General features: G+C 61.1%; 20 protein-coding genes. 9 read left to right on the top strand and 11 right to left on the bottom strand.

What is annotated here, in order from left to right:
* The first annotated feature begins 83 nt into the window (after positions 1-83).
* The gene (locus tag ACJ8KE_RS06305) at positions 84-1,250 is read left to right on the top strand and encodes a serine hydrolase domain-containing protein (RefSeq protein ID WP_442517169.1); all 1,167 of its coding nucleotides are present in this window, start codon (positions 84-86) and stop codon (positions 1,248-1,250) included.
* Complete coding sequence (locus tag ACJ8KE_RS06300) at positions 1,241-2,458, top strand: MFS transporter (protein ID WP_016927772.1); 1,218 nt, start codon at positions 1,241-1,243, stop codon at positions 2,456-2,458. Before ACJ8KE_RS06305 ends, ACJ8KE_RS06300 begins: the two co-directional genes overlap by 10 nt.
* Here the strand turns inward: ACJ8KE_RS06300 and ACJ8KE_RS06295 are convergent.
* Positions 2,385-3,260 (bottom strand): alpha/beta hydrolase, encoded by an 876-nt coding sequence (locus ACJ8KE_RS06295; RefSeq protein ID WP_079452156.1) that lies wholly within the window; start codon positions 3,258-3,260, stop codon positions 2,385-2,387. The two genes, ACJ8KE_RS06300 and ACJ8KE_RS06295, sit on opposite strands and share 74 nt — an antisense overlap.
* 149 nt (positions 3,261-3,409) lie before the next feature.
* On the opposite strand from ACJ8KE_RS06295, the gene ACJ8KE_RS06290 reads away from it, so the two are divergent.
* The 3 genes from ACJ8KE_RS06290 to ACJ8KE_RS06280 all read left to right on the top strand — a co-directional run bounded on the left by ACJ8KE_RS06290 (position 3,410) and on the right by ACJ8KE_RS06280 (position 6,747).
* The gene (locus ACJ8KE_RS06290; protein WP_234214246.1) at positions 3,410-4,159 is read left to right on the top strand and encodes a DeoR/GlpR family DNA-binding transcription regulator; all 750 of its coding nucleotides are present in this window, start codon (positions 3,410-3,412) and stop codon (positions 4,157-4,159) included.
* A 12-nt stretch (positions 4,160-4,171) separates the two neighbouring features.
* Entirely contained in the window at positions 4,172-5,239 is a 1,068-nt protein-coding gene (locus ACJ8KE_RS06285; RefSeq protein ID WP_016927769.1) for an oxidoreductase, read from the top strand.
* Positions 5,240-5,352: 113 nt separating this feature from the next.
* Positions 5,353-6,747: an MFS transporter gene (locus ACJ8KE_RS06280; protein ID WP_079452152.1), complete on the top strand. Its 1,395-nt coding sequence runs from the start codon at positions 5,353-5,355 to the stop codon at positions 6,745-6,747.
* Here the strand turns inward: ACJ8KE_RS06280 and ACJ8KE_RS06275 are convergent.
* The 7 genes from ACJ8KE_RS06275 to ACJ8KE_RS06245 all read right to left on the bottom strand — a co-directional run bounded on the left by ACJ8KE_RS06275 (position 6,732) and on the right by ACJ8KE_RS06245 (position 11,342).
* Positions 6,732-7,268, bottom strand: a complete 537-nt coding sequence (locus tag ACJ8KE_RS06275) for a dihydrofolate reductase family protein (protein ID WP_016927767.1) — start codon at positions 7,266-7,268, stop codon at positions 6,732-6,734. The two genes, ACJ8KE_RS06280 and ACJ8KE_RS06275, sit on opposite strands and share 16 nt — an antisense overlap.
* Complete coding sequence (locus tag ACJ8KE_RS06270) at positions 7,268-7,669, bottom strand: VOC family protein (protein ID WP_015377846.1); 402 nt, start codon at positions 7,667-7,669, stop codon at positions 7,268-7,270. The genes ACJ8KE_RS06275 and ACJ8KE_RS06270 overlap by 1 nt, the downstream gene beginning before the upstream one ends.
* A 146-nt stretch (positions 7,670-7,815) precedes the next feature.
* Entirely contained in the window at positions 7,816-8,010 is a 195-nt protein-coding gene (locus ACJ8KE_RS06265; protein ID WP_004928567.1) for a ribbon-helix-helix protein, CopG family, read from the bottom strand.
* A gap of 80 nt (positions 8,011-8,090) precedes the next feature.
* On the bottom strand, positions 8,091-8,879 hold the full coding sequence (locus tag ACJ8KE_RS06260; protein ID WP_016927766.1) for a spermidine synthase: 789 nt from the start codon (positions 8,877-8,879) through the stop codon (positions 8,091-8,093).
* A gap of 30 nt (positions 8,880-8,909) precedes the next feature.
* Complete coding sequence (fabZ, locus tag ACJ8KE_RS06255) at positions 8,910-9,365, bottom strand: 3-hydroxyacyl-ACP dehydratase FabZ (RefSeq protein WP_004928563.1); 456 nt, start codon at positions 9,363-9,365, stop codon at positions 8,910-8,912.
* 188 nt (positions 9,366-9,553) lie between these two features.
* Entirely contained in the window at positions 9,554-10,048 is a 495-nt protein-coding gene (locus tag ACJ8KE_RS06250; RefSeq protein ID WP_025302805.1) for a TIGR00645 family protein, read from the bottom strand.
* A gap of 94 nt (positions 10,049-10,142) precedes the next feature.
* Positions 10,143-11,342 (bottom strand): MFS transporter, encoded by a 1,200-nt coding sequence (locus ACJ8KE_RS06245; protein ID WP_442517168.1) that lies wholly within the window; start codon positions 11,340-11,342, stop codon positions 10,143-10,145.
* Between the two features lie 97 nt (positions 11,343-11,439).
* On the opposite strand from ACJ8KE_RS06245, the gene ACJ8KE_RS06240 reads away from it, so the two are divergent.
* The gene (locus tag ACJ8KE_RS06240) at positions 11,440-12,381 is read left to right on the top strand and encodes a LysR family transcriptional regulator (protein ID WP_015377850.1); all 942 of its coding nucleotides are present in this window, start codon (positions 11,440-11,442) and stop codon (positions 12,379-12,381) included.
* 6 nt (positions 12,382-12,387) lie between these two features.
* On the opposite strand, the gene ACJ8KE_RS06235 is transcribed toward ACJ8KE_RS06240, so the two are convergent.
* Positions 12,388-12,681 carry a SelT/SelW/SelH family protein gene (locus tag ACJ8KE_RS06235; protein WP_004928553.1) on the bottom strand — a complete coding sequence of 98 codons (294 nt, stop codon included), beginning with the start codon at positions 12,679-12,681 and terminating at the stop codon, positions 12,388-12,390.
* Positions 12,682-12,808: 127 nt separating this feature from the next.
* On the bottom strand, positions 12,809-14,047 hold the full coding sequence (locus ACJ8KE_RS06230) for an FAD-dependent oxidoreductase (RefSeq protein WP_442517167.1): 1,239 nt from the start codon (positions 14,045-14,047) through the stop codon (positions 12,809-12,811).
* Positions 14,048-14,238: 191 nt separating this feature from the next.
* Between ACJ8KE_RS06230 and ACJ8KE_RS06225 the strand changes: the two genes are divergently transcribed.
* The 3 genes from ACJ8KE_RS06225 (at position 14,239) to adhP (ending at position 17,544) form a co-directional block, all read left to right on the top strand.
* Positions 14,239-15,024 (top strand): sulfite exporter TauE/SafE family protein, encoded by a 786-nt coding sequence (locus tag ACJ8KE_RS06225; protein WP_442517166.1) that lies wholly within the window; start codon positions 14,239-14,241, stop codon positions 15,022-15,024.
* A 16-nt stretch (positions 15,025-15,040) separates the two neighbouring features.
* Positions 15,041-16,330 (top strand): bifunctional sulfur transferase/dioxygenase Blh, encoded by a 1,290-nt coding sequence (gene blh, locus ACJ8KE_RS06220; RefSeq protein WP_079452149.1) that lies wholly within the window; start codon positions 15,041-15,043, stop codon positions 16,328-16,330.
* Between the two features lie 197 nt (positions 16,331-16,527).
* Positions 16,528-17,544, top strand: a complete 1,017-nt coding sequence (adhP, locus tag ACJ8KE_RS06215; RefSeq protein ID WP_016927758.1) for an alcohol dehydrogenase AdhP — start codon at positions 16,528-16,530, stop codon at positions 17,542-17,544.
* A 55-nt stretch (positions 17,545-17,599) separates the two neighbouring features.
* Here adhP and exaC read toward each other — a convergent pair whose 3' ends face one another.
* Positions 17,600-19,120, bottom strand: coding sequence for an acetaldehyde dehydrogenase ExaC (gene exaC, locus ACJ8KE_RS06210; protein ID WP_239441851.1), 1,521 nt, complete (start codon positions 19,118-19,120; stop codon positions 17,600-17,602).
* Positions 19,121-19,276 lie beyond the last annotated feature (156 nt).

Below are 19,276 nucleotides of genomic sequence, written 5' to 3'. Positions count from 1 at the left end.
GGAAATCTAGCCTGTTTTTTCGTTAATCGCCACGCCCTATGCTCGGTGGCGACAGCATGGGCTGACTATCTGAGGTAATAAAGATGAATGAATACGGATCCTCCGCCAACGCGATTGACGGCGCGATAGAGCAAGCCTTGCGCGAAAAACGATTGGTTGGCGCGGTCGTTTTGGTGGCGCAGGGCGGTGAGATCGTTTATCGCTGCGCGGCGGGCATGGCGGATCGCGAAGCGGGCAAGCCGATGGCGCTCAATACGCTGTTTCGTCTGGCCTCGGTGTCCAAACCGATCGTGTCCACGGCGGCGCTGGCGTTGATGGCGCAAGGCGCCATGCGGTTAGACGATCCGATCACGCGTTGGCTGCCGAATTTTCGCCCGCGGCTGGCGGACGGCACCCAACCGTTGCTGACGCTATGGCATTTGATGACCCACACCGCCGGATTAAGCTACCGTTTTTTCCAGCCGGAAGGGGGATTCTATGCCCGGCTCGGCGTCTCCGACGGCATGGATGACGCATCCGTCAGCCTGCAGGAAAACGTGCGGCGCGTTGCCTGCGCCCCTTTGCTGGCTCCGCCCGGCGCGGCGTGGCGCTATTCTATCGCCACCGATGTGCTGGGCGCGGTTATTGAACAGGCGAGCGGCCTGCCGCTGGCGCAGGCGGTCAACAAATGGGTGACCGGGCCGTTGGCGATGACAGATACCGATTTCCTGGCGGTGGACGCCGCGCGCCTGGCGACCGCTTACGCCGATCATCCCGGCGAGCCACGCCGCCTGCGCCAACCGGATCGTTTACCGTTCATCGATGGCAGCGCCGGTTTTCATCTGTCACCTGCGCGTGCGCTGGATCCGTTGGCGTACGCCTCCGGCGGCGCCGGCATGGTCGGTTCGGCGGAGGATTTCCTGCGCCTGCTGGAAACGTTGCGCCAGGGGGGCGGGCAGGTGCTGCCGGCCGAATGGGTGACGGCGTTCACCAGCAACCAAATCGGCGATTTGCCGATGCCGTTTTGGCCGGGGCGTGGGTTTGGCCTGGGCATCACCGTGCTGAAAGATCCCGTCGCCGCGCACACGCCGGAGTCCGTCGGGACCTGGCGGATGGGCGGCACCTATGGCCACTCGTGGTTCGTCGATCCTGCCCGACAGCTCAGCGTGGTGGCGTTTACCAACACGGCGCTGGAAGGGATGTCCGGTGCCTTTGTCGGCGAGATTTGTCAGGCGGTCTATGCCGCGACGGGAGCGATGCAATGCGCCTGATGCCGCCGATTTTCTTCCTCGCACTGGGGCTGTTCGGCGTTTACTGCATCGAGTTCGGCGTGGTGGGCATTTTGCCGCTGATCATTGCACGGTATGGCATCTCCACGGCGCAGGCCGGCTGGCTGGTCGGGATCTTCGCCCTGACCATTGCGCTGCTCGGGCCGCTGTTGGTGCTGTTGGCGTCGCAATTCAATCGCAAACGCATGTTGTTGATCGCGTTGACCGTGTTTGCGGCGGCCAGCGCGCTGTCCGCACAGGTGGACAGCTTCGCCATGCTCATGCTGCTGCGCATTGTGCCGGCGTTGTTTCATCCGATCTATTTTTCACTGGCCATGGTGGCGGCCGCGTCGCTTTATCCGCCGCATCAAGCTCCCAAAGCAACCGCCTATGCGTTCATCGGCACCAGCATGGGCATGGTGCTGGGGATACCGCTGACGCAATGGCTCGCCGGACAGTTCAGCTATGAAGCGTCGTTCAGGTTCTGTGCCTGGGTGAACCTTCTGGCGGCGCTGGGATTGCTGTGGCGTTTGCCTGATGCGGCCGTACAGCGCCTCAGCTATGGCAAACAGTTGGCAATCCTGCGCAGCGGTACGCTGTGGCTGAATATCACTACCTGCGTGCTGATCTTTGCCGCCATGTTTGCCGTCTATGCTTACGCGGCCGAGTACCTCAGCCGCGAAATCGGTCTCAGCCGCGGCGTCATCGGCTTTCTTCTGGTGGCGTTCGGTGTGGGCGGTGTCGTGGGCAACCTGTTGGCCGGCAGATGGCTGAGCCGCCATCGTGCGGTGACGGTGCTGCTGCATCCGATAGCCTTGATTGTGGCTTATGCGCTGCTGTATCGCTATGGCAGCGTGAATATTGGCTCGATGACGGCGCTTTGCCTGTATTGGGGAGCGGCGCACACCAGCGGTTTGATTGTCACGCAGATTTGGCTGACCGCCGAAGCCCCGCAAGCGCCGGCGTTCGCCACCGGGCTGTATATCGCTTTTATCAATCTGGGGGTGGCGGTGGGGGCGCTGGCGGGCGGCGGGTTTATCACCGCGTGGGGGCTACAGGGCAGCCTGCTGTGCGGAGCCTTGTTCGCCGCGCTGGCGGTGATTACGATCGCCGCCAGGCTGCGGTTACAGCGGCAGGCTACCGTTGCGTTGCGTCGATCATCGCCATCACCTGCCGGAACATCGCGCTTTCCGCATCCGCCAGCTCGTTGACCAGCGTAAAGTGATTGCAGTGACGGTCGGCCAGCAGCTGGACGTCGAGGCCATGCGCCAGGCAAGCGTCATAATAGGCCTGCGTCTGGTTTTTGAAACCTTGCGTTTCCCGCTGGCCGACGTCGAGCAGGATCTGCGGCGCATGGTCTTTCGCCGGCAGCAGAAACAGCGGGCTGAGGGTTTGCGCCTGTTCGGGCGTCAGGTGCAGCCAGTCGTTGATGTAGATATCGCACAGCGGTCGCAAATCGTAGAGGCCGCTCAGCGCCAGCGCGCCTTTGATCGCGTCGGGCGGCAGGCGATAGCGTTGTTGCCAGCCGTCGGCGATCAGCATGCCGCACAGGTGACCGCCGGCCGAACTGCCGCTGACGAAAATGCGCGCCGGATCGATGCCGAAAGGCGCCCCGTGATGATAAAGCCAGGCGACGGCGCTGCGCACCTCATGTACGATCTCCGCCAGCGTCGCTTCCGGCGCCAGCGTGTATTCCAGCGTGGCGGTCGCCACGCCGCGGCGAGCAAACGCGGCGGCCATCGAACAGGCTTCCTCTTTGCGCTGTGAATGCCAATAGCCGCCATGAATAAAGATCAGCAGCGGGGCGGGCTGTGTGCAGGCCGGGAACAGATCGAGGCGCTCGGCGGCGCTCATGCCGTAGCGCAGGTCGTAAATGCCGGGCGTCTGCGCCTTGGCTCGCTGGGCCAGCGCGGCGTATTCCGCCATGCAGGCGTCAAAATCCTCCACCGAAGCGCGGGCGTTGTATTGCACGGCGCGTGCGCTCAGGTCTTCAAACGTCAGATCGATGTTCATGCCTTTCTCCGGATTGTTATGTGTTATGCCTTCATCATCGTCCCGCAGGCGAAAAGATGTTTGATCGCCGGTGCGCACAATTGCGACTTCTCCATTGCTGTTATCTGCTGTATATTGCTGTTTTATGCTTTTTACTGCGGAATAATCCCATGCACAAAGCGGCAAGGCAGCGCCATTTACTGGATTTGCTCAGCGAACGCGGACAGGCGGCGGTGGCGGAATTGGCCACCGCCATCGGCGTTTCGGTCGATACCGTGCGCCGCGATCTGGCCGATCTCGAGCGGCAAGGGTTGGCGCAGAAACATCACGGCGGCGCGATCGCGCTCGAACCGTCCGGCATGCCACGTCAGGCGCGCGCGGCGCTGTTGCCGCAGATCAAGCAGCGGCTCGGTCGCGCGGTGGCTGCGCAGATCCCGCCCGGCAGCACCCTGATGCTGGATGCGGGCAGTACGCTGTTGGCGGTGGCGCAGGCGTTGCGCGGCCCGGCGACGGTGATCACCGCTTCGCTGGATATCGCGCAGTGCCTGAGCGACAGGCCGGAGATCAACCTGATCCTGCTTGGCGGCCAGTGGGATACGCGCCAGCGGCTGTTCGCCGGCAGCGCCACGCTGGCGTTGCTGGCGCGTTACCGCGCGGATATCGCCTTGCTGGGCGCCTGCGCGGTGCATCCTCAGCTGGGACTGAGCGCCGGCGAAGAAGCCGATGCAGAGGTCAAGCGCGCCATGCTGGCTAACAGCGGCGAGCGCTGGCTGGTGGCCGACCATATGAAGCTGGATCGCTGCGAACCGCATCACGTGGCGGATCTGGCGCAGATCCAACGCCTGTTTACCGATCGCCCGTGGGACAACCTGGACGAACAGTCATTGATTGAACTTTGTGTCGTCGCCGACGACCGCTAGAGGAGAACACTGATGAACGATACCGCTCGACCGTTGCAGGTGGCGCTGATTGGCTACGGCTTTGTCGGCAAGGCGTTTCACGCGCCGCTGATTAACGCGGTGCCGGGGTTGGAACTGAGCGTGGTGGCTTCGCGCGATGCCGCCAAGGTGCATGCCGATCTGCCGCACGCGCAGGTGATCGCCGATCCGCTGGAGGCCATCCGCCGGCCGGAGGTGGATTTGGTGGTGATCGCATCGCCGAACGCCACCCATGCGCCGCTGGCGCTGGCCGCGCTGGAGGCGGGCAAGCACGTGGTGGTGGATAAGCCGTTTACGCTGGATTTGGCGCAGGCGCGCGCGCTGATTGCGGCGGCGGAGAAGCACGACCGCCTGCTGTCGGTGTTCCAGAACCGTCGCTGGGACAGCGATTTCCTGGGCGTGAAGCAGGTGATCGAACAGGGGCTGATTGGCAAGGTGACGCACTTTGAGTCGCACATCGATCGTTACCGCCCAGAAGTGCGGGTGCGCTGGCGTGAACAAAACCTCCCTGGCAGCGGACTGTGGTTCGATCTGGGGCCGCACATGGTCGATCAGGCGCTGCAGCTGTTCGGCTTGCCGCACAGCGTGCAGGCCAACATCGCCACGCTGCGCCCCAACGCGCAGATTAACGACTGGGCTCACGTGGTGCTCAACTACCCGACGCACCGCGTGATCCTGCATGGCAGCATGCTGGTGGCGGGGGGCGTCTCACGCTTTACCGTGCACGGCGAGAAAGGCAGCGTGGTCAAAGCGCGCGCCGACGGGCAGGAAAGCCAACTGCTGGCCGGCGTGACGCCGGGATCGGCGGAGTGGGGCAAAGACGACGATGCGATGAGCCTGTTTATCGGCACGGAGCCGATGCGTACGCTGCCGACACCGGATGGCGATCAGCGCCAGTATTACTTCCAGGTGCGCGATGCGTTGCGCGGCGCAGGCGCCAACCCGGTCACCGCTGCGCAGGCGTTGGCGGTGATGGCGGTGCTGGAAGCGGCCACCCTGGCGGCGGAAACCGGCGTCACCCAAACTCTCCCGCTCACCGAGGCGGAAATCGCCGCCTGGTGACGGCTCGCGTCAGATAAGGCGTCAGGCGCATGGATACAGTGCATGCCATGCGTCTTCCGCCATCCTGCCCCCTGACATAGGCTTACCCGCAGTCAATGTCAGGAGTGTTCATCATGTTATCCCATCCTTCGCCGCAAGGCGTCCGCGGCATACTGGCCGCTCTTTCTCTGAGCATGCTGCTGTCATCGCTTGGCATCAGCATTGCCAACGTCGGGCTGCCGGCGCTCGCCACCGCGTTCCATGCCTCGTTCCAGGCGGTGCAGTGGGTGTTGCTCTGCTATTTGCTGGCCGTCACCACTTGCATCATCGGCATTGGCCGTTTGGGCGACAGCCTCAATCGCCGCCGCCTGCTGCTGGCGGGCATCGCGCTGTTTACCGCCGCTTCGCTGGTTTGCACGCTGGCTCCGCAACTGTGGCTGTTGCTGGCGGCGCGCCTGGCGCAGGGGCTGGGGGGCGCAGTCATGATGTCGATCGCCATGGCGCTGGCGGGCGAGGCGCTGGGGACGGAAAAAATCGGCCGCGCGATGGGGCTGCTCGGCACGATGTCGGCCGTGGGCACCGCGCTGGGGCCGTCGTTGGGCGGCGCGCTGATCGCCGGTTTCGGCTGGCGGGCGATGTTCCTGATCAACCTGCCGCTGGGCCTGCTGGCGCTGTGGCTCGCCTGGCGATACTTGCCGAATGGGCCGCGCGCGGCAGTGCGCGCGGAACCGTTCGATCGCGCCGGCACGTTGCTGCTGGGCGGCGCATTGCTCTGCTATTCGCTGGCGATGACCCTCGGGTGCGGCGACTTCGGCGCACTCAATCTGGCGTTGATGCTGGGGGCGCTGTTGGCGGGGGCGCTGTTTATCCGCGTGGAGCGCGGCGCCGCATCGCCGCTGCTTGCGCCGTCGATGTTCCGTCATCCGGCCCTGACGGCGGGGCTGGCGGCCAGCGCGCTGGTGATGACGGTCATGACCGCCACGCTGGTGGTCGGGCCGTTCTATCTGTCACGCGCGCTGGAGTTAAGCGCCGCGCAGGTGGGGCTGGTGATGTCGGCGGGACCGGCGGTGGCGATCCTGACCGGCATACCGGCCGGCTATCTGGTGGATCGTTTTGGATCGCAGCGCATTGCCCTGCTTGGGCTGATGGCGGTGGCTGCCGGCGCGGCGCTGCTGTCGCTGCTTAACCGTTGGGGCGTGCTCGGCTATATCGCCCCCATCGCGCTGCTGACCGCCGGCTATGCGCTGTTTCAGGTGGCCAACAACACCATGCTGATGAAAGATCTGTTTCCTGAACGGCGCGGGCTGATCGCCGGCATGGTGAACCTGTCGCGCAATCTCGGGGCGATCACCGGCGCGTCGGCGATGGGGGCGCTGTTTTATCTGGCTTCGCAGCAGGTCGCGGGCACTGCGGCCGCCGCGGCTTACGGCATGCGGGTGACCTACGGCGTGGCGGCGCTGTTGGCACTGGCGGCGTTGCTCATCGCCTTCGGAGGCCGCCGCCTGATGCTGCGTTACGGCGCGCGCTGAACCGCGTAGCGTTCTTGCACGAAACCGTTGTCCGATGAGGTGACGGCAAGCAGGCGCAGGCGCTGCTCCGGGCCGTCGGCGCCGAATAAGGGGATACCGCCGCCCAGCAGCAGCGGCACGCGCGTAATCGTCAGTTCGTCGATCAAGCCGGCCTGCAGGAAGCGCTGCACGGTCTGGCCGCCGTCGATATACAGGTGACGGCAGCCGACCTCGGCCAACCGCGCCACGACGCTGGCCGGTTCGCCGCTCATCCAGCGGACAGGTTCTGCGCCGTGCGGTGCGGGCTGCGTCGACAGCACCACCACCGGCAGTGCGCCATAGGGCCACTCGGGAAAGGCGCGGACTTTTTCATAGGTATGGCGACCCATCACCAGCGCGTCGATGTCGGCGACAAACGCTTCAAAACTCAACCCATTGAGCAGCGAAACCGCGTATTCGGGCCGCAGCAGCCAGTCAATGTCGCCATCCGGGCCGGCAATGAATCCGTCTACGCTGGTGGCGATGTAAACCGAGCATTTCATCAGGCGAGATCTCCCCGATAAACCACATGCACCTTGTTGCCGTCGGGATCGCGCAGGTAAGCGCCGAAATAGCCTTTGCCGTAGTGCGCGCGCTCGCCGGGTTCGCCTTCACTGCTGCCGCCCGCCAGCAGACCGGCGGCGTAGGCGCGTTTAACCGCCAGCTCGTCGGCGGCGAGAAAGGCCAGCATGCTGCCGTTGCCGGCGCTGGCGGGCTGTCTGTCGAAGGGTTGGTAGGCGTAAAAACGCGGCAGCGTTTGGCCTGGCATCACCCAGCAGCGGGCGGCGGGGCCGCCGTCCGGCGTCACTTCCCGCCGTTGTAAACCCAATGGCAACAGAATGGCGTCGTAGAACGCGGCGGCGGCATCCAGATCGCTGACGCCGACGGTAATATGGCTGAACATGGCGCGTTTCCTTTCCCAAGAGAGAATAATGAACGCCTAAAACAGTAGCAGCGATATTGCAGGATGGACAGACCGCCGTGGAGGATTCGGATTAGGGACGCGCGCAGGGGGAAGCGCGCTTCACGGTTTGCGGGGCAGGCCGCCGTTCAATTGCTCTCGACTCGCGGATTGGCGTGGGTCGGCTGGCTGGGATAATCCACCTGATGCTTGTGCAGATAATCGCGGATCAGCTGACGCACCACCTGGGAAGGGGTGACGTCCTGCTGCAGGCACAGCTCTTCCAGGGCTTTCTTCTTGTCCGGGTCAATCAGCACCGTTAGCCGCGCCGTTTTCTTTTCCATCAGGATCCTCCAGAGAATGATGACTGAATGATAATACCATGTGGACGAAGCGGCCAGCCAGACCGCGTCGCCGCTCGTTCTTAGCGGAAATGCAGCCGTTCTATCTTGCGTGACAGGTAGCCGAGTTCGCAGTTGAACAGCTCGCCGCTGCCGGCGGCCAGCGTGCGAAGCGTGCTGAGCGGCAACGTCACCTGGGCCGGCGTGGCGTAAATGATCACGTTGCCGCTGGGGGCGACGCAAAACAATACGGTGCCGAATATCCGGTGAAGGCTGTGGTACAGCAGGCTGTTCTCATCGGGCAGATCGTGGTAATTGAGCACCAGCCAGCCCCCGTCGTTCAGCCGCGCGGCGCAGTTTTCCAGGAATGTCTGGGTGCCTTGCTGCGGATCCATGGCGAACGCCGAATAGAGATCGGAGAAAATCAGATCGTAACGCGTCTCGGCAGGCGGACGCACAAAGTCCATGGCGTCGGCGGTACGCAGGCTGATGGTGTCGGTGGCCGGCAGCGTAAAATAGCGGCGCGCGACGGCGATCACTGCGGCGCGCAGTTCAACCACGTCCAGACGCATGGCCGGATCGAGCGCGTGCAGCGCACGCAGCAGGCTGCCGCCGCCTAACCCCAGGATCAACGCCGAGCTCGGCGGCTGCCAGGCCACCGCCATCAGCATCGCTTTGATGTAGTTGTGGATCGGCTGTGCGGGGTTGCTGAGGCTCATCTTGCTTTGCTCGCAGATGCCGTCAAACCGCAGCGTGCGGTAGTCCTTGTGATCGGAAACGATGATTTCGCCCCAGGCGTCGGCTTCGCGAGCGATCACCTGGCCGCGCGGGGAGAAATCGAGGGTTCTGAGTAAGCTGTCAACCAGAGACATGGTATTCGCAGGGTTCCTTTGGCAAGCGGCCTATTTACGGGCGCACATGAAATCGGCGGTGCAAATGCGCCGGCCATCGATGCTGGCGCGGCCGGTGAAGCGGGCGATCGCGCCACGCCGGCGTACAAAGGCGACCTCCATCAACACCTGGTCGCCGGGACGGGCGGCGCGATAAAACCGCGCCCGCTGAATGGAAGCGAAGTAGTAATGTTCCCCTTCGTTCAACGCCCCGAGATAATAGTGCGCCAGCAGCCCGGTGCTTTGCGCCAGCGCTTCCACCAACAGCACGCCGGGAAAACCGGCGAAGTGCGCATGGCCGTTCCAGAACGTCGGCTCATTGGCGGTGATGTTCTTGATGGCGCTCAGCCGCCCTTCGGCAATGCAGGTGCCGGCGGGCAGCACGCGATCGACCAACAGGCAGGGATAACGATGAGGCAGAATCGCCTGAATATCGTTGAATTGCAGGGGGTGACCGTTTAATGGCATGGAGGTGCGTGATCCTGTCTGCGGCGAATCCGGTGCGGTGGCCGGCGTTCGATCCATAATGAGTGTAATGACATTATAATAAAATTATCATCAGATGTGCCAGATGAAAGACATGACGGCGACGACGGTTGGGGAATAGCGAAGGAGGGGATGACACCCGATCCTGACGATCGGGCGTGGCGGCGCGTTTAATGCTTGGAGCGGGTCACCTTGTCCAAATAACCCATCACGAAGGCGGAGAGCACGAAGGTGAGGTGGATGATCACATACCACATCAGCTTGTTGTCGGGCACGTTCTTGGCGTCCATAAACACCCGCAGCAGGTGAATGGAGGAGATGGCGACGATAGATGCGGCGACCTTGTTTTTCAGCGAGGTGGCGTCCATTTTGCCCAGCCAGCTCAGTTTTTCTTTTCCTTCGGTGATATCCAATTGCGAGACGAAATTTTCGTATCCGGAGAACATCACCATCACCAGCAGCCCGCCGACCAGCGCCATGTCGACCAACGACAACAGGGTCAGGATCAGATCGGCTTCAGCGACGGAGAAAATGTTGGGCAGGACGTGCAGGATCTCCTGAAAAAATTTGATAGACAGGGCGACCAGGGCCAGTGAAAGGCCGAAATAAACCGGCGCGAGCAGCCAGCGGGAGGCGTACATCGCGTTTTCTAGCAAGCGTTCCATCATAAAATTGTTTTAAATGCGTAGCAAAAAGGGCGCTCAGTATAGCGCAAGAGGCCTGGGTAAAATCAACCGCTTGCGCCAGTAGAGGGCGATATCAGGCCGCTACGCGCGCCGTTTTGCGCCCGCTGCGGATCCACAGCGCCACGGCCCCCGCCGCCGTCGCCAGCGCCACGACACCCGGCCAGCCCGCGCTTGCCAGAATGCGGCTGCCGAGGGCGGCGCCGGTCGCCATACCGATGAATACGCCGGTGAACAAGAGGGCGTTCAATCGGCTGCGAGCTGCCGGATCGAGACCGTAAACGATGGTTTGATGCGCGATCAGCGTAGCCTGGATGCCCAGGTCGAATCCGACGGCGCTCAGCGCAATGAGCGCCAGCTGCGCCGGGAGCGGCAACAGCGGCAGCAAAAACATCAAGGCGAAGGAGGCCAGAACCAGTCCCGCGCCGATACGGGTCACGACGTCAGGGCCGTGCCGATCGGCCAGACTTCCCGCCAACGGCGCCGCCAGCGCCCCCGCCGCCCCCGCCAGGCCAAACGCGCCGGCGGCCGCGCTGCCGATCTGGTAGCGCTCCGCCAGCATCAACGCCAGCGTTGACCAGAAAGCGCTGAAGCCCAATGACAGAAAGCCTTGCGCCAGCGTCGCGCGCCGCAGCGCGGGATACTCGGCCCACAGATGTCCCAGTGAGCGCAGCAGCGCGGGGTAACTCAGCGCGTTATGGGGGCGAAGACGCGGCAACATGCGCCAGATCGCCAGCGTGATCGGCAAAACGCCCAGCGCCGCGAGCGCGTAGACGCTGCGCCAGCCGGCGAACTCGGCGAGCGCGCCGCTGAACACGCGCGACAGCAAAATGCCGGCCAATAGCCCGGTCATCACCGCGCCGACGGTTTTGCCGCGGCTGGCCTCTGGCGCCAGCGTGGCGGCGGCGGGGATAATGTCCTGCGCGACGGTGGCGGTCAGGCCTATCGCCAGGCTGCTGAGCAACAACAGCGGGAACGAGGCGGAAAAAGCGCAGAGTAACAGCGTCAGCGCCAGCAGCGCGCCTTTTACCAGAATGATCCGCCGGCGATCGTACCGGTCGCCGAGCGGCGCCAACAGTAAAATGCCCAGCGCATAACCTAACTGGGTCAGCGTCGGCACCATGCCGGCATCGGCGACGCCGGCGTGGAAATCGGCACCCATCATGCCAAGCATGGGCTGACTGTAATAGATTGATGCGACGCTGAGGCCGGCGCCGGCGGCCAGCAGAAATACGACGTTGGCGGACGGTGCGCCGTGGGTGGTGGCGGTGCTCATGGCAAAAATTCCTGCAAGGTGAATGTGCGGCCATTTTTACCGCTTGCTTCATTCCGCTGTAGCCCCCTCGCAGGTAAAACTGTTATACACTTAACGTATGAATAAAATTAACTTACCTAACGGCGACCGCATAACTTTGCTGCATACGCTGGTGCGCATCGTCGAAAGCGGCAGCTTGTCGGCCGCGGCGCAGCAGCTGGGCACCTCGCAGCCGACAATCAGCCGGCGTCTGCAGGCATTGGAACAGCTGCTGGGCGCCAAACTGATCCAGCGGACGACCCACGCCCTCAAACTGACCGACGACGGCGAGCGCTGTTACCGCCAGGCGCGGGGGCTGATCGAACAATGGCAAAGCCTGGAAGAAGGGCTTGGCGGCGCGCGCGACGAACCGGTCGGCGTGTTGCGCGTGCGGGCGCCGCACGCATTCGGTCAAGATCAGCTGATCGGTCCGTTGGGCGAGTATTTGCGGCGCTATCCGCAAACTTACGTTGAGTGGACGCTGAACGATCATTCTCCGGACTTTATTCCCGAGGGGGTGGATTGCGCCATTCACGTCGGGGCGGTGACCGATCCGTCGGTCGTGGCGGTGTTGCTGGCGGAGGTGCCGCGCAGCACGGTGGCGTCACCGGCGCTGTTGGCTGAACGACCGGCGATCGTCGATCTCGACGATTTGGCCTCATTGCCGTGGTTGGCGGTAAACAGTTTTTATCGTAATGAGGTCGTCTTGACTCACGCGACCAGCGGTGAACAGCGGCGTTTCGACATCGCGCCGAGGTTGAGCACCGACAGCCTTTATGCGGCGCGCAAGGCGGCGCTGGAAGGGCTGGGCGTCGCGATCGTGTCGTCTTGGGTGGTGAAAGAAGAATTGGCGCAAGGCGCTCTGCAGACGCTGTTACCCCTGTGGCGAGCCGAGCCACTGCCTATTTACCTGTTGTATCCCTACGCCAGCTATTATCCCGCGCGTTTACGCAAATTTATGGAAATGATGAAAGAAACGATGCCGCGCATTCTCGGCGCGCAGCCGCCGACGGGGCGCTGACGGCCTTCAGTGTCTGGCTTTTTTTCCGTCGCTGTGGCCGAGAGAACGATCGGGGAAGCTGTGATCGCGCAGCCGCTGCTTTAACTGCGCCGCATCGGGGAAGCCGCCGTCAATCTTGCGATCCCAAATCATCACGCCATCGACGCTGATTTGGTAGACCCCGCCGGTGCCCGGCATCAGGGTGACGGAGGCGAGATCGTCGCCGAAGGTGTTCAGCAGCTCTTGCGCCATCCAGCCGGCGCGCAGCAGCCAGTTGCATTGTGAACAGTAGTGAATCGTAACGGCGGGTGCGTTTTTCATCGTTGATCGACCGGTTAGTGGTGACGGCTTGCAATCAGCCTGCGGGCTCGCAAGCGATGGTGGCTGTGTATCGCCAAATAGTCAAGCGCCTGCTGCGGCCAGAGCGACAAGGGGAGCCGCGTGTTCGTCACGGCCGCTTGCTTCCGGCAAACCATTCAACCCCGCGCAGCATGCCCGCCCAATAAAACCGGGGCAAAAACCAGGCTTTCAACCACCAGGCCATAAGGCTGGGCTGGGTGGCGTCGAGCAGTGGAAACGTGGGCAGCAATTTACCGTCATAGCCAAACTCCGCCAGCACAACTTTGCCTTTCTCGACCGTCAATGGACAGGAACCATAACCATCATAATGTGCAGTGAGAGGCGTGCCATGAATACGTGCCGCGACGTTTTCCGCCACCACCACCACCTGCTTTCGCGCTGCCGCCAGGGTTTTGGCGTTTGGCGTTGAGCAACAGTCGCCTACCGCAAAAATATCCGGCCAATGCTTATGTTGCAGCGTCAATTTATCCACATCGCACCAGCCGGCGCCATCCGCGAGTCCGCTTTGCGAAATAAACGCCGGCGCAGATTGCGGCGGCACTACGTGCAGCATATCGAAGGGCAGTGTCACTTCGCGTTTGTCTTCTTCATCACCGTCCAGAGAAAAGGTCGCTTGCCGACGCAGCCCATCAACGCGAACTAAATTATGCCGGAAGTTAACCTGTGCGTGGTATTTCTTCAAGTAATCGGTCAGCGGAGGAACAAATTGCGGCACGCCGAATACCGCCGCGCCCGCCAGGCAGAAATTGACGTTAATATTATTAAGGACACCTTGTCGCCGCCAGTGATCGCATGAAAGGTATAAGGCTTTTTGCGGCGCGCCGGCGCATTTTATCGGAACCGGCGGTTGGGAAAATATCGCCTCGCCGCCTTGCATTTCACGAACCAGTTTCCAGGTGTATTCCGCAAGATCAAAACGATAATTAGAGGTGACGCCATTCATTCCCAACGTTTCTTCAAGACCCTCTATTTTATCCCAACGTAAAACGAGGCCGCAGGCAACAATAAGGAAGTCGTAGTTTATTTTCTGCCCTTGGCGGGTCTCGACATATTTTTTGCCGGGCTCCACCCTGACCACACTATCCTGAATCCATGCGGTTCCTAGGGGGATGACGGCGCGCATGGAACGCCGTGTTTTATTGATATCAAACAGCCCGCCGCCCACCAGGGTCCATGCCGGTTGATAATAATGGCAGTCGCTAGGTTCAATTACCGTTATATCAATGCCTTTAACTCGCTTCCTTATGCTTGCCACGACGCTTATTCCAGATGAACCACCGCCAATAACAACAACTTTCTTCTTGGTGTTTATTTTTTCCGGTTTCATGCAGGCCTCCTTTCATAAGAAAGTAGGGGGTTAATGCCCAGATTAAAAGGGAATTCATAGAACTTATGGTTATATTAAAAATCACATATTCGATTTAGCTATATGTAATAGCTAAATGTAATAAGTTATTTGACAATCAATGCGAACTGATCGTTAATAAATACCACAAACACCGTTCAGGAATTAACCCATTGGATTTTTTCCATTTTAATTTTTATACCCTGATGTTATTGGTGATAACCGGAGGAATAGTCGGATTTCTCTTGGCCCTGACAGGCGGAGGCGGCTCCATCGTTTGTGTGCCGCTGCTGCTGTATATGGTGCAAATCCCGGATACGCATTTGGTGATAGGCACCAGCGCCATGTCCGTCGCCGTTAGCGCGCTGCTCAACCTTTTTGCGCACGCCGCCAAAGGAAACGTCCGGTGGCGAACTGGCATTGTCGTGTCGCTGGTCGCGGTGGCCGGCACGCTGGCAGGTTCACAAATAGGAAAAATCACGGACGGGCGCTATCTAACCCTGCCTTTCGCTTTGCTGATGCTGATTGTCGCCGGATTAACGCTGAAAAAAAATCACCGGGCCGGCAACGGATTGGCTTCTCCTGATGCGGCCTTTCATCCCGCCATCGTGTGGCCCTGCGTGTTGGCGCTGGGCGCGGTGGCCGGCTTTCTGGGGATCGGCGGCGGATTTTTAGTGGTGCCGGCGCTGCTCTGGTTTTTCCGCTTTTCGCTGCTTGAAGCGGTGGCCACCTCGCTGGTGGTGGTTTCTGCCATGGGTTTATCGACGAGCGCAAGCTATGCCTTGTCCGGCAAGGTGTCGCTCGTCATCACGTGCTGGCTGATCGTCGGCGGTGTTCTGGGGGGCGTCGTGGGGGTTGCGCTCACCGAGCGCCTGAAGAAACGCGAGGACATTATCCGTGTGCTCTACGCCGCCATGCTCTTGGTGCTGGCCCTTTATATGCTTTTTAAAAGCTTATAAGACAGAAGGAAAAAATATGCGCATCCGTACATACCATCATCAGCTCTCCTTTTCGGGGGCGCCCGCAGCGAGTGATTTTGCTACCCTGCATCAACAAGGCTACCGGCTTATCGTCAACAACCGGCCGGACGAAGAGCCGGGAGAGTATCTTGACCATCAGCAAGAGAAAGCGTTGGCTGAACAAGGGGGGATGCGTTACGTCTATCTCCCTTATACGTTCGATACGCTGACCTGGGAGACCGTTTACACCTTCCAGTTTCTGTTGCGGCAAGGCAAGAAGACCCTGGCGCACTGCCGGAGCGGGGCGCGCTCGGCTTGCCTCACTCTGCTGTATGCGCTGAGTGAAGGGCGGATCGATGAAGCGCAATTCCGCAGCCAATGCGAAGAATATGGCGCGGATGCCGATAAGGCGCTCAGTTGGTATCGCCGGCATCAGCCCGTTCAGTCTCATGCGGAAGTGCATGCGTTTTATGAGCCGGAAAGCGGCAGCCTGCAGTATGTCGTCGCCGATCCCAAGGCGCGTCGCTGCGCCATCATCGATCCGGTGCTGGATTTTGATCGCCGATCGGGCACGGTCTCGCATCAGCAGGCCCGCACCATTTTAAGTTTTATCCAGCAGCGAGGGTGGGGTGTGGCCTGGGTGCTGGATACGCACCCGCATGCCGACCATTTTTCTGCCGCCACCTGGCTGGCGCAGAAAACCGGCGCCCTTACCGGCATAGGCGAAAAAATTACCGCCGTGCAGGGGCTGTGGCAAGACATCTATAATTTGAAGGAACTGCCTCCCGCCGAGACCGTGTGGGATGCGCTGTTTGCGGATGGGGACGTCTTTTTTATCGGCAACCTGCGCGCTGAAGTCTTGCTGTCTCCTGGCCACACGCTGGCTTCCGTCACGTATCACATTGCCGATGCGGCGTTTATTCACGATACGTTTTTCATGCCGGACAGCGGCACCGCAAGGGCCGATTTCCCCGGCGGAAATGCGGAAGCCCTGTGGGATTCGTTGCAGCGGATCTTGAGCCTGCCTGCGGATACCCGCCTGTTTACCGGCCATGATTACCGCCCGGCGGGGCGTGAGGCCCGCTGGGAAAGCACTGTGAGAGAGCAGCGCGAGAACAACCCCTGGGTGGCCAACATGGATAAAGCTCAATTTATCGCGCAAAGAAAGCAGCGAGACGCCACGTTGCCGCATCCGGAATTGATGCTGATGGCGCTGCAGGTCAACATTCGCGGCGGCGTACTGCCTGATTGCGAAGATGATGGGCGGCACTACCTCAAAATTCCTGTTAATCGCTTCAAGGGGTAAATCAAGCCAGAGAGGCGCGATCGTTCACGGCTGCCAATCTCAAGGCGATCGCGCCGTCTGTTAATGGTTTTTTATGAAATAATCAGACTGATTCATATTTAATTATTTGTTTTTACACAAAACACGCGGCGCTTGCCCTCGCCGAATACAGTCACTACATTAACAACTGTACTTCCCACACTGCTAAGGAAAACACCATGAAAGCTGCCGTAGTGACGAAAAACCATACCGTAGACATTCAGGATAAAGTGCTGCGCCCGCTGAAGCACGGCGAAGCGGCGTTGAAAATGGAGTGTTGCGGGGTGTGCCACACCGATTTGCACGTGAAAAACGGCGATTTCGGCGAGGTGCCGGGCATTACGTTGGGGCATGAGGGTATCGGCGTGGTCTCCGCCGTCGGTGAGGGCGTCACCTCGTTAAAAGTGGGTGACCGCGCCAGCGTCGCCTGGTTTTACCAGGGGTGCGGCCATTGCGAATACTGCGTCAGCGGCAACGAGACCCTGTGCCGCTCGGTGAAAAACGCCGGCTACAGCGTTGACGGCGGTATGGCGGAAGAGTGCATCGTGGTGGCGGACTACGCGGTGAAAGTGCCGGATGGGCTCGATTCTTTCGCCGCCAGCAGCATCACCTGCGCTGGCGTCACCACCTACAAGGCGGTGAAGATTTCCGATATCAAACCGGGGCAGTGGATCGCCATTTATGGCCTTGGCGGGCTGGGCAACCTGGCGTTGCAGTACGCCAAGAACGTGTTTAACGCCAAAGTGATCGCCATCGACGTCAACGACGGTCAGCTGGAGTTCGCCAAACAGATCGGCGCCGATCTGACCATCAACTCCAAAACGCAAAACGCGGAGGAGATCATTCAACAGCAAACCGGCGGCGCTCACGCGGCGGTGGTGACGGCGGTGGCGAAAGCCGCCTTCAACTCGGCGGTGAATGCGGTGCGCGCCGGCGGTAAAGTGGTGGCCGTGGGGCTGCCGCCGGAGAGCATGGATCTGAGCATTCCGCGCCTGGTGCTGGACGGCATTCAGGTGGTGGGTTCGCTGGTGGGCACGCGCGAAGATCTGAAGGAGGCGTTCCAGTTCGCCGCCGAAGGCAAGGTGACGCCGAAAGTGACCAAGCGGCCGCTGAGGGATATCAACGCCATCTTCGACGAGATGAAGGCGGGCACCATTCGCGGTCGCATGGTGATCGATCTCGGCATGGCGAAGTAGGCCACGCGCAAAAAGAAGGCCACCTGCGGGTGGCCTTCTTGTCATTACGCCGGGTTCAGAACAGGCCCAGCGGCTTGGCGTCGTAGCTGACCAGCAGGTTTTTCACCTGTTGATAGTGCGACAGCGCCGCCTTGTGGGTCTCGCGCCCGATGCCGGAGTTTTTGTAGCCGCCGAACGCGGCGTGCGCCGGGTACAGGTGGTAGCAGTTGGTCCATACGCGCCCGGCTTTGATCGCGCGGCCCATGCGGTAAGCGCGGTTGATGTCGCGGGTCCACAGCCCGGCGCCCAGCCCGAACTCGGTGTCGTTGGCCAGCGCCAGGGCTTCGGCCTCATCCTTGAAGGTGGTGACGCCAATCACCGGCCCGAAGATCTCCTCGCGGAAGAAACGCATGCTGTTGTTGCCGGTAATCAGCGTCGGCTGCAGGTAGAAACCGTTTTGCACTTCGTCGCCGCGCTGGGCGGGCTCGCCGCCCGCAACGATTTTGCCCCCCTCGTTTTTAGCGATGTCGATGTAGGACAGGATCTTGTCGTACTGCTGTTTTGACGCCTGGGCGCCGATCATGGTCTCGGTGTCGAAGGGATCGCCCTGGCGGATGGTAGCGATACGCGCCAGCACTTTCTCCATAAACTGCGGGTAGATGGATTCCTGGATCAGCGCGCGTGAAGGGCAGGTGCACACCTCCCCCTGATTGAAGAAGCCGAGCACCAGCCCCTCAACCGCTTTGTCGATAAACTCCGGTTCCGCCTGCATGATGTCTTCAAAATAAATGTTCGGCGATTTTCCGCCCAGCTCGACGGTGCTGGGGATGATGTTCTCCGCCGCACAGGCGAGGATGTGGCGGCCGACCGGCGTGGATCCGGTGAAGGCGATTTTTTCGATGCGTTTGCTGCACGCCAGCGCTTCGCCGGCCTCGCCGCCGAAACCTTGCACGACGTTGAGCACGCCCGGCGGCAGCAGATCGCCGATCTCTTCCATCAGCACGCTGATGCCGAGCGGCGTTTGTTCCGCCGGCTTCAACACCACGCAGTTACCGCCCGCCAGCGCTGGCGCCAGTTTCCAGGCGGCCATCAGCAGCGGGAAGTTCCACGGAATGATCTGGCCGACCACGCCCAGCGGTTCATAGATATGGTAAGCCACGGTGTTCTGGTCGATCTCCGCCGCGGTGCCTTCCTGCGCGCGCAGGCAGCCGGCGAAGTAACGGAAATGGTCAACCGCCAACGGCAGATCGGCATTCAGGGTTTCGCGGATCGGTTTGCCGTTGTCCCAGGTTTCGGTCAGCGCCAGCATCTCCAGCCGCGATTCGATGCGATCGGCGATCGCCAGCAGCACGTTGGAACGCTCCTGCACGCTGGTTTTGCCCCAGGCGTCCGCCGCCGCATGCGCCGCGTCAAGCGCCAGCTCGATGTCTTTGGCATCGGAACGCGGGAATTCGGCGATCGGCTGGCCGGTCACCGGCGAGGTGTTGGTGAAGTAGTTGCCGGATACCGGTTCGACAAATTTGCCGCCAATGTAGTTGCCATAGCGTTTACGGAACGAAACCAGCGAGCCAGGCAAACCGGGGTGAACATATTTCATGTGAAGCACCTCTCTGCAGATGATAACCGGCGCTATTGCGCTGCGCCTGTGAGTGCGGCCTGTCGCCGCAGCACAGAGAAGCACGCCCCGTGCCAGATTAGCGATGGACGTAGCATTAGTAAAAAAATGGCTATTTATTAAAATGTTAGGTATTGA

Origin of the sequence: Serratia sp. CY56464, assembly GCF_052168435.1 — a bacterium.
GTDB lineage: Bacteria > Pseudomonadota > Gammaproteobacteria > Enterobacterales > Enterobacteriaceae > Serratia > Serratia marcescens.
The sequence above is the reverse complement of the archived record's forward strand: the minus strand, read 5'-3'. Positions and strand labels throughout refer to the sequence as shown.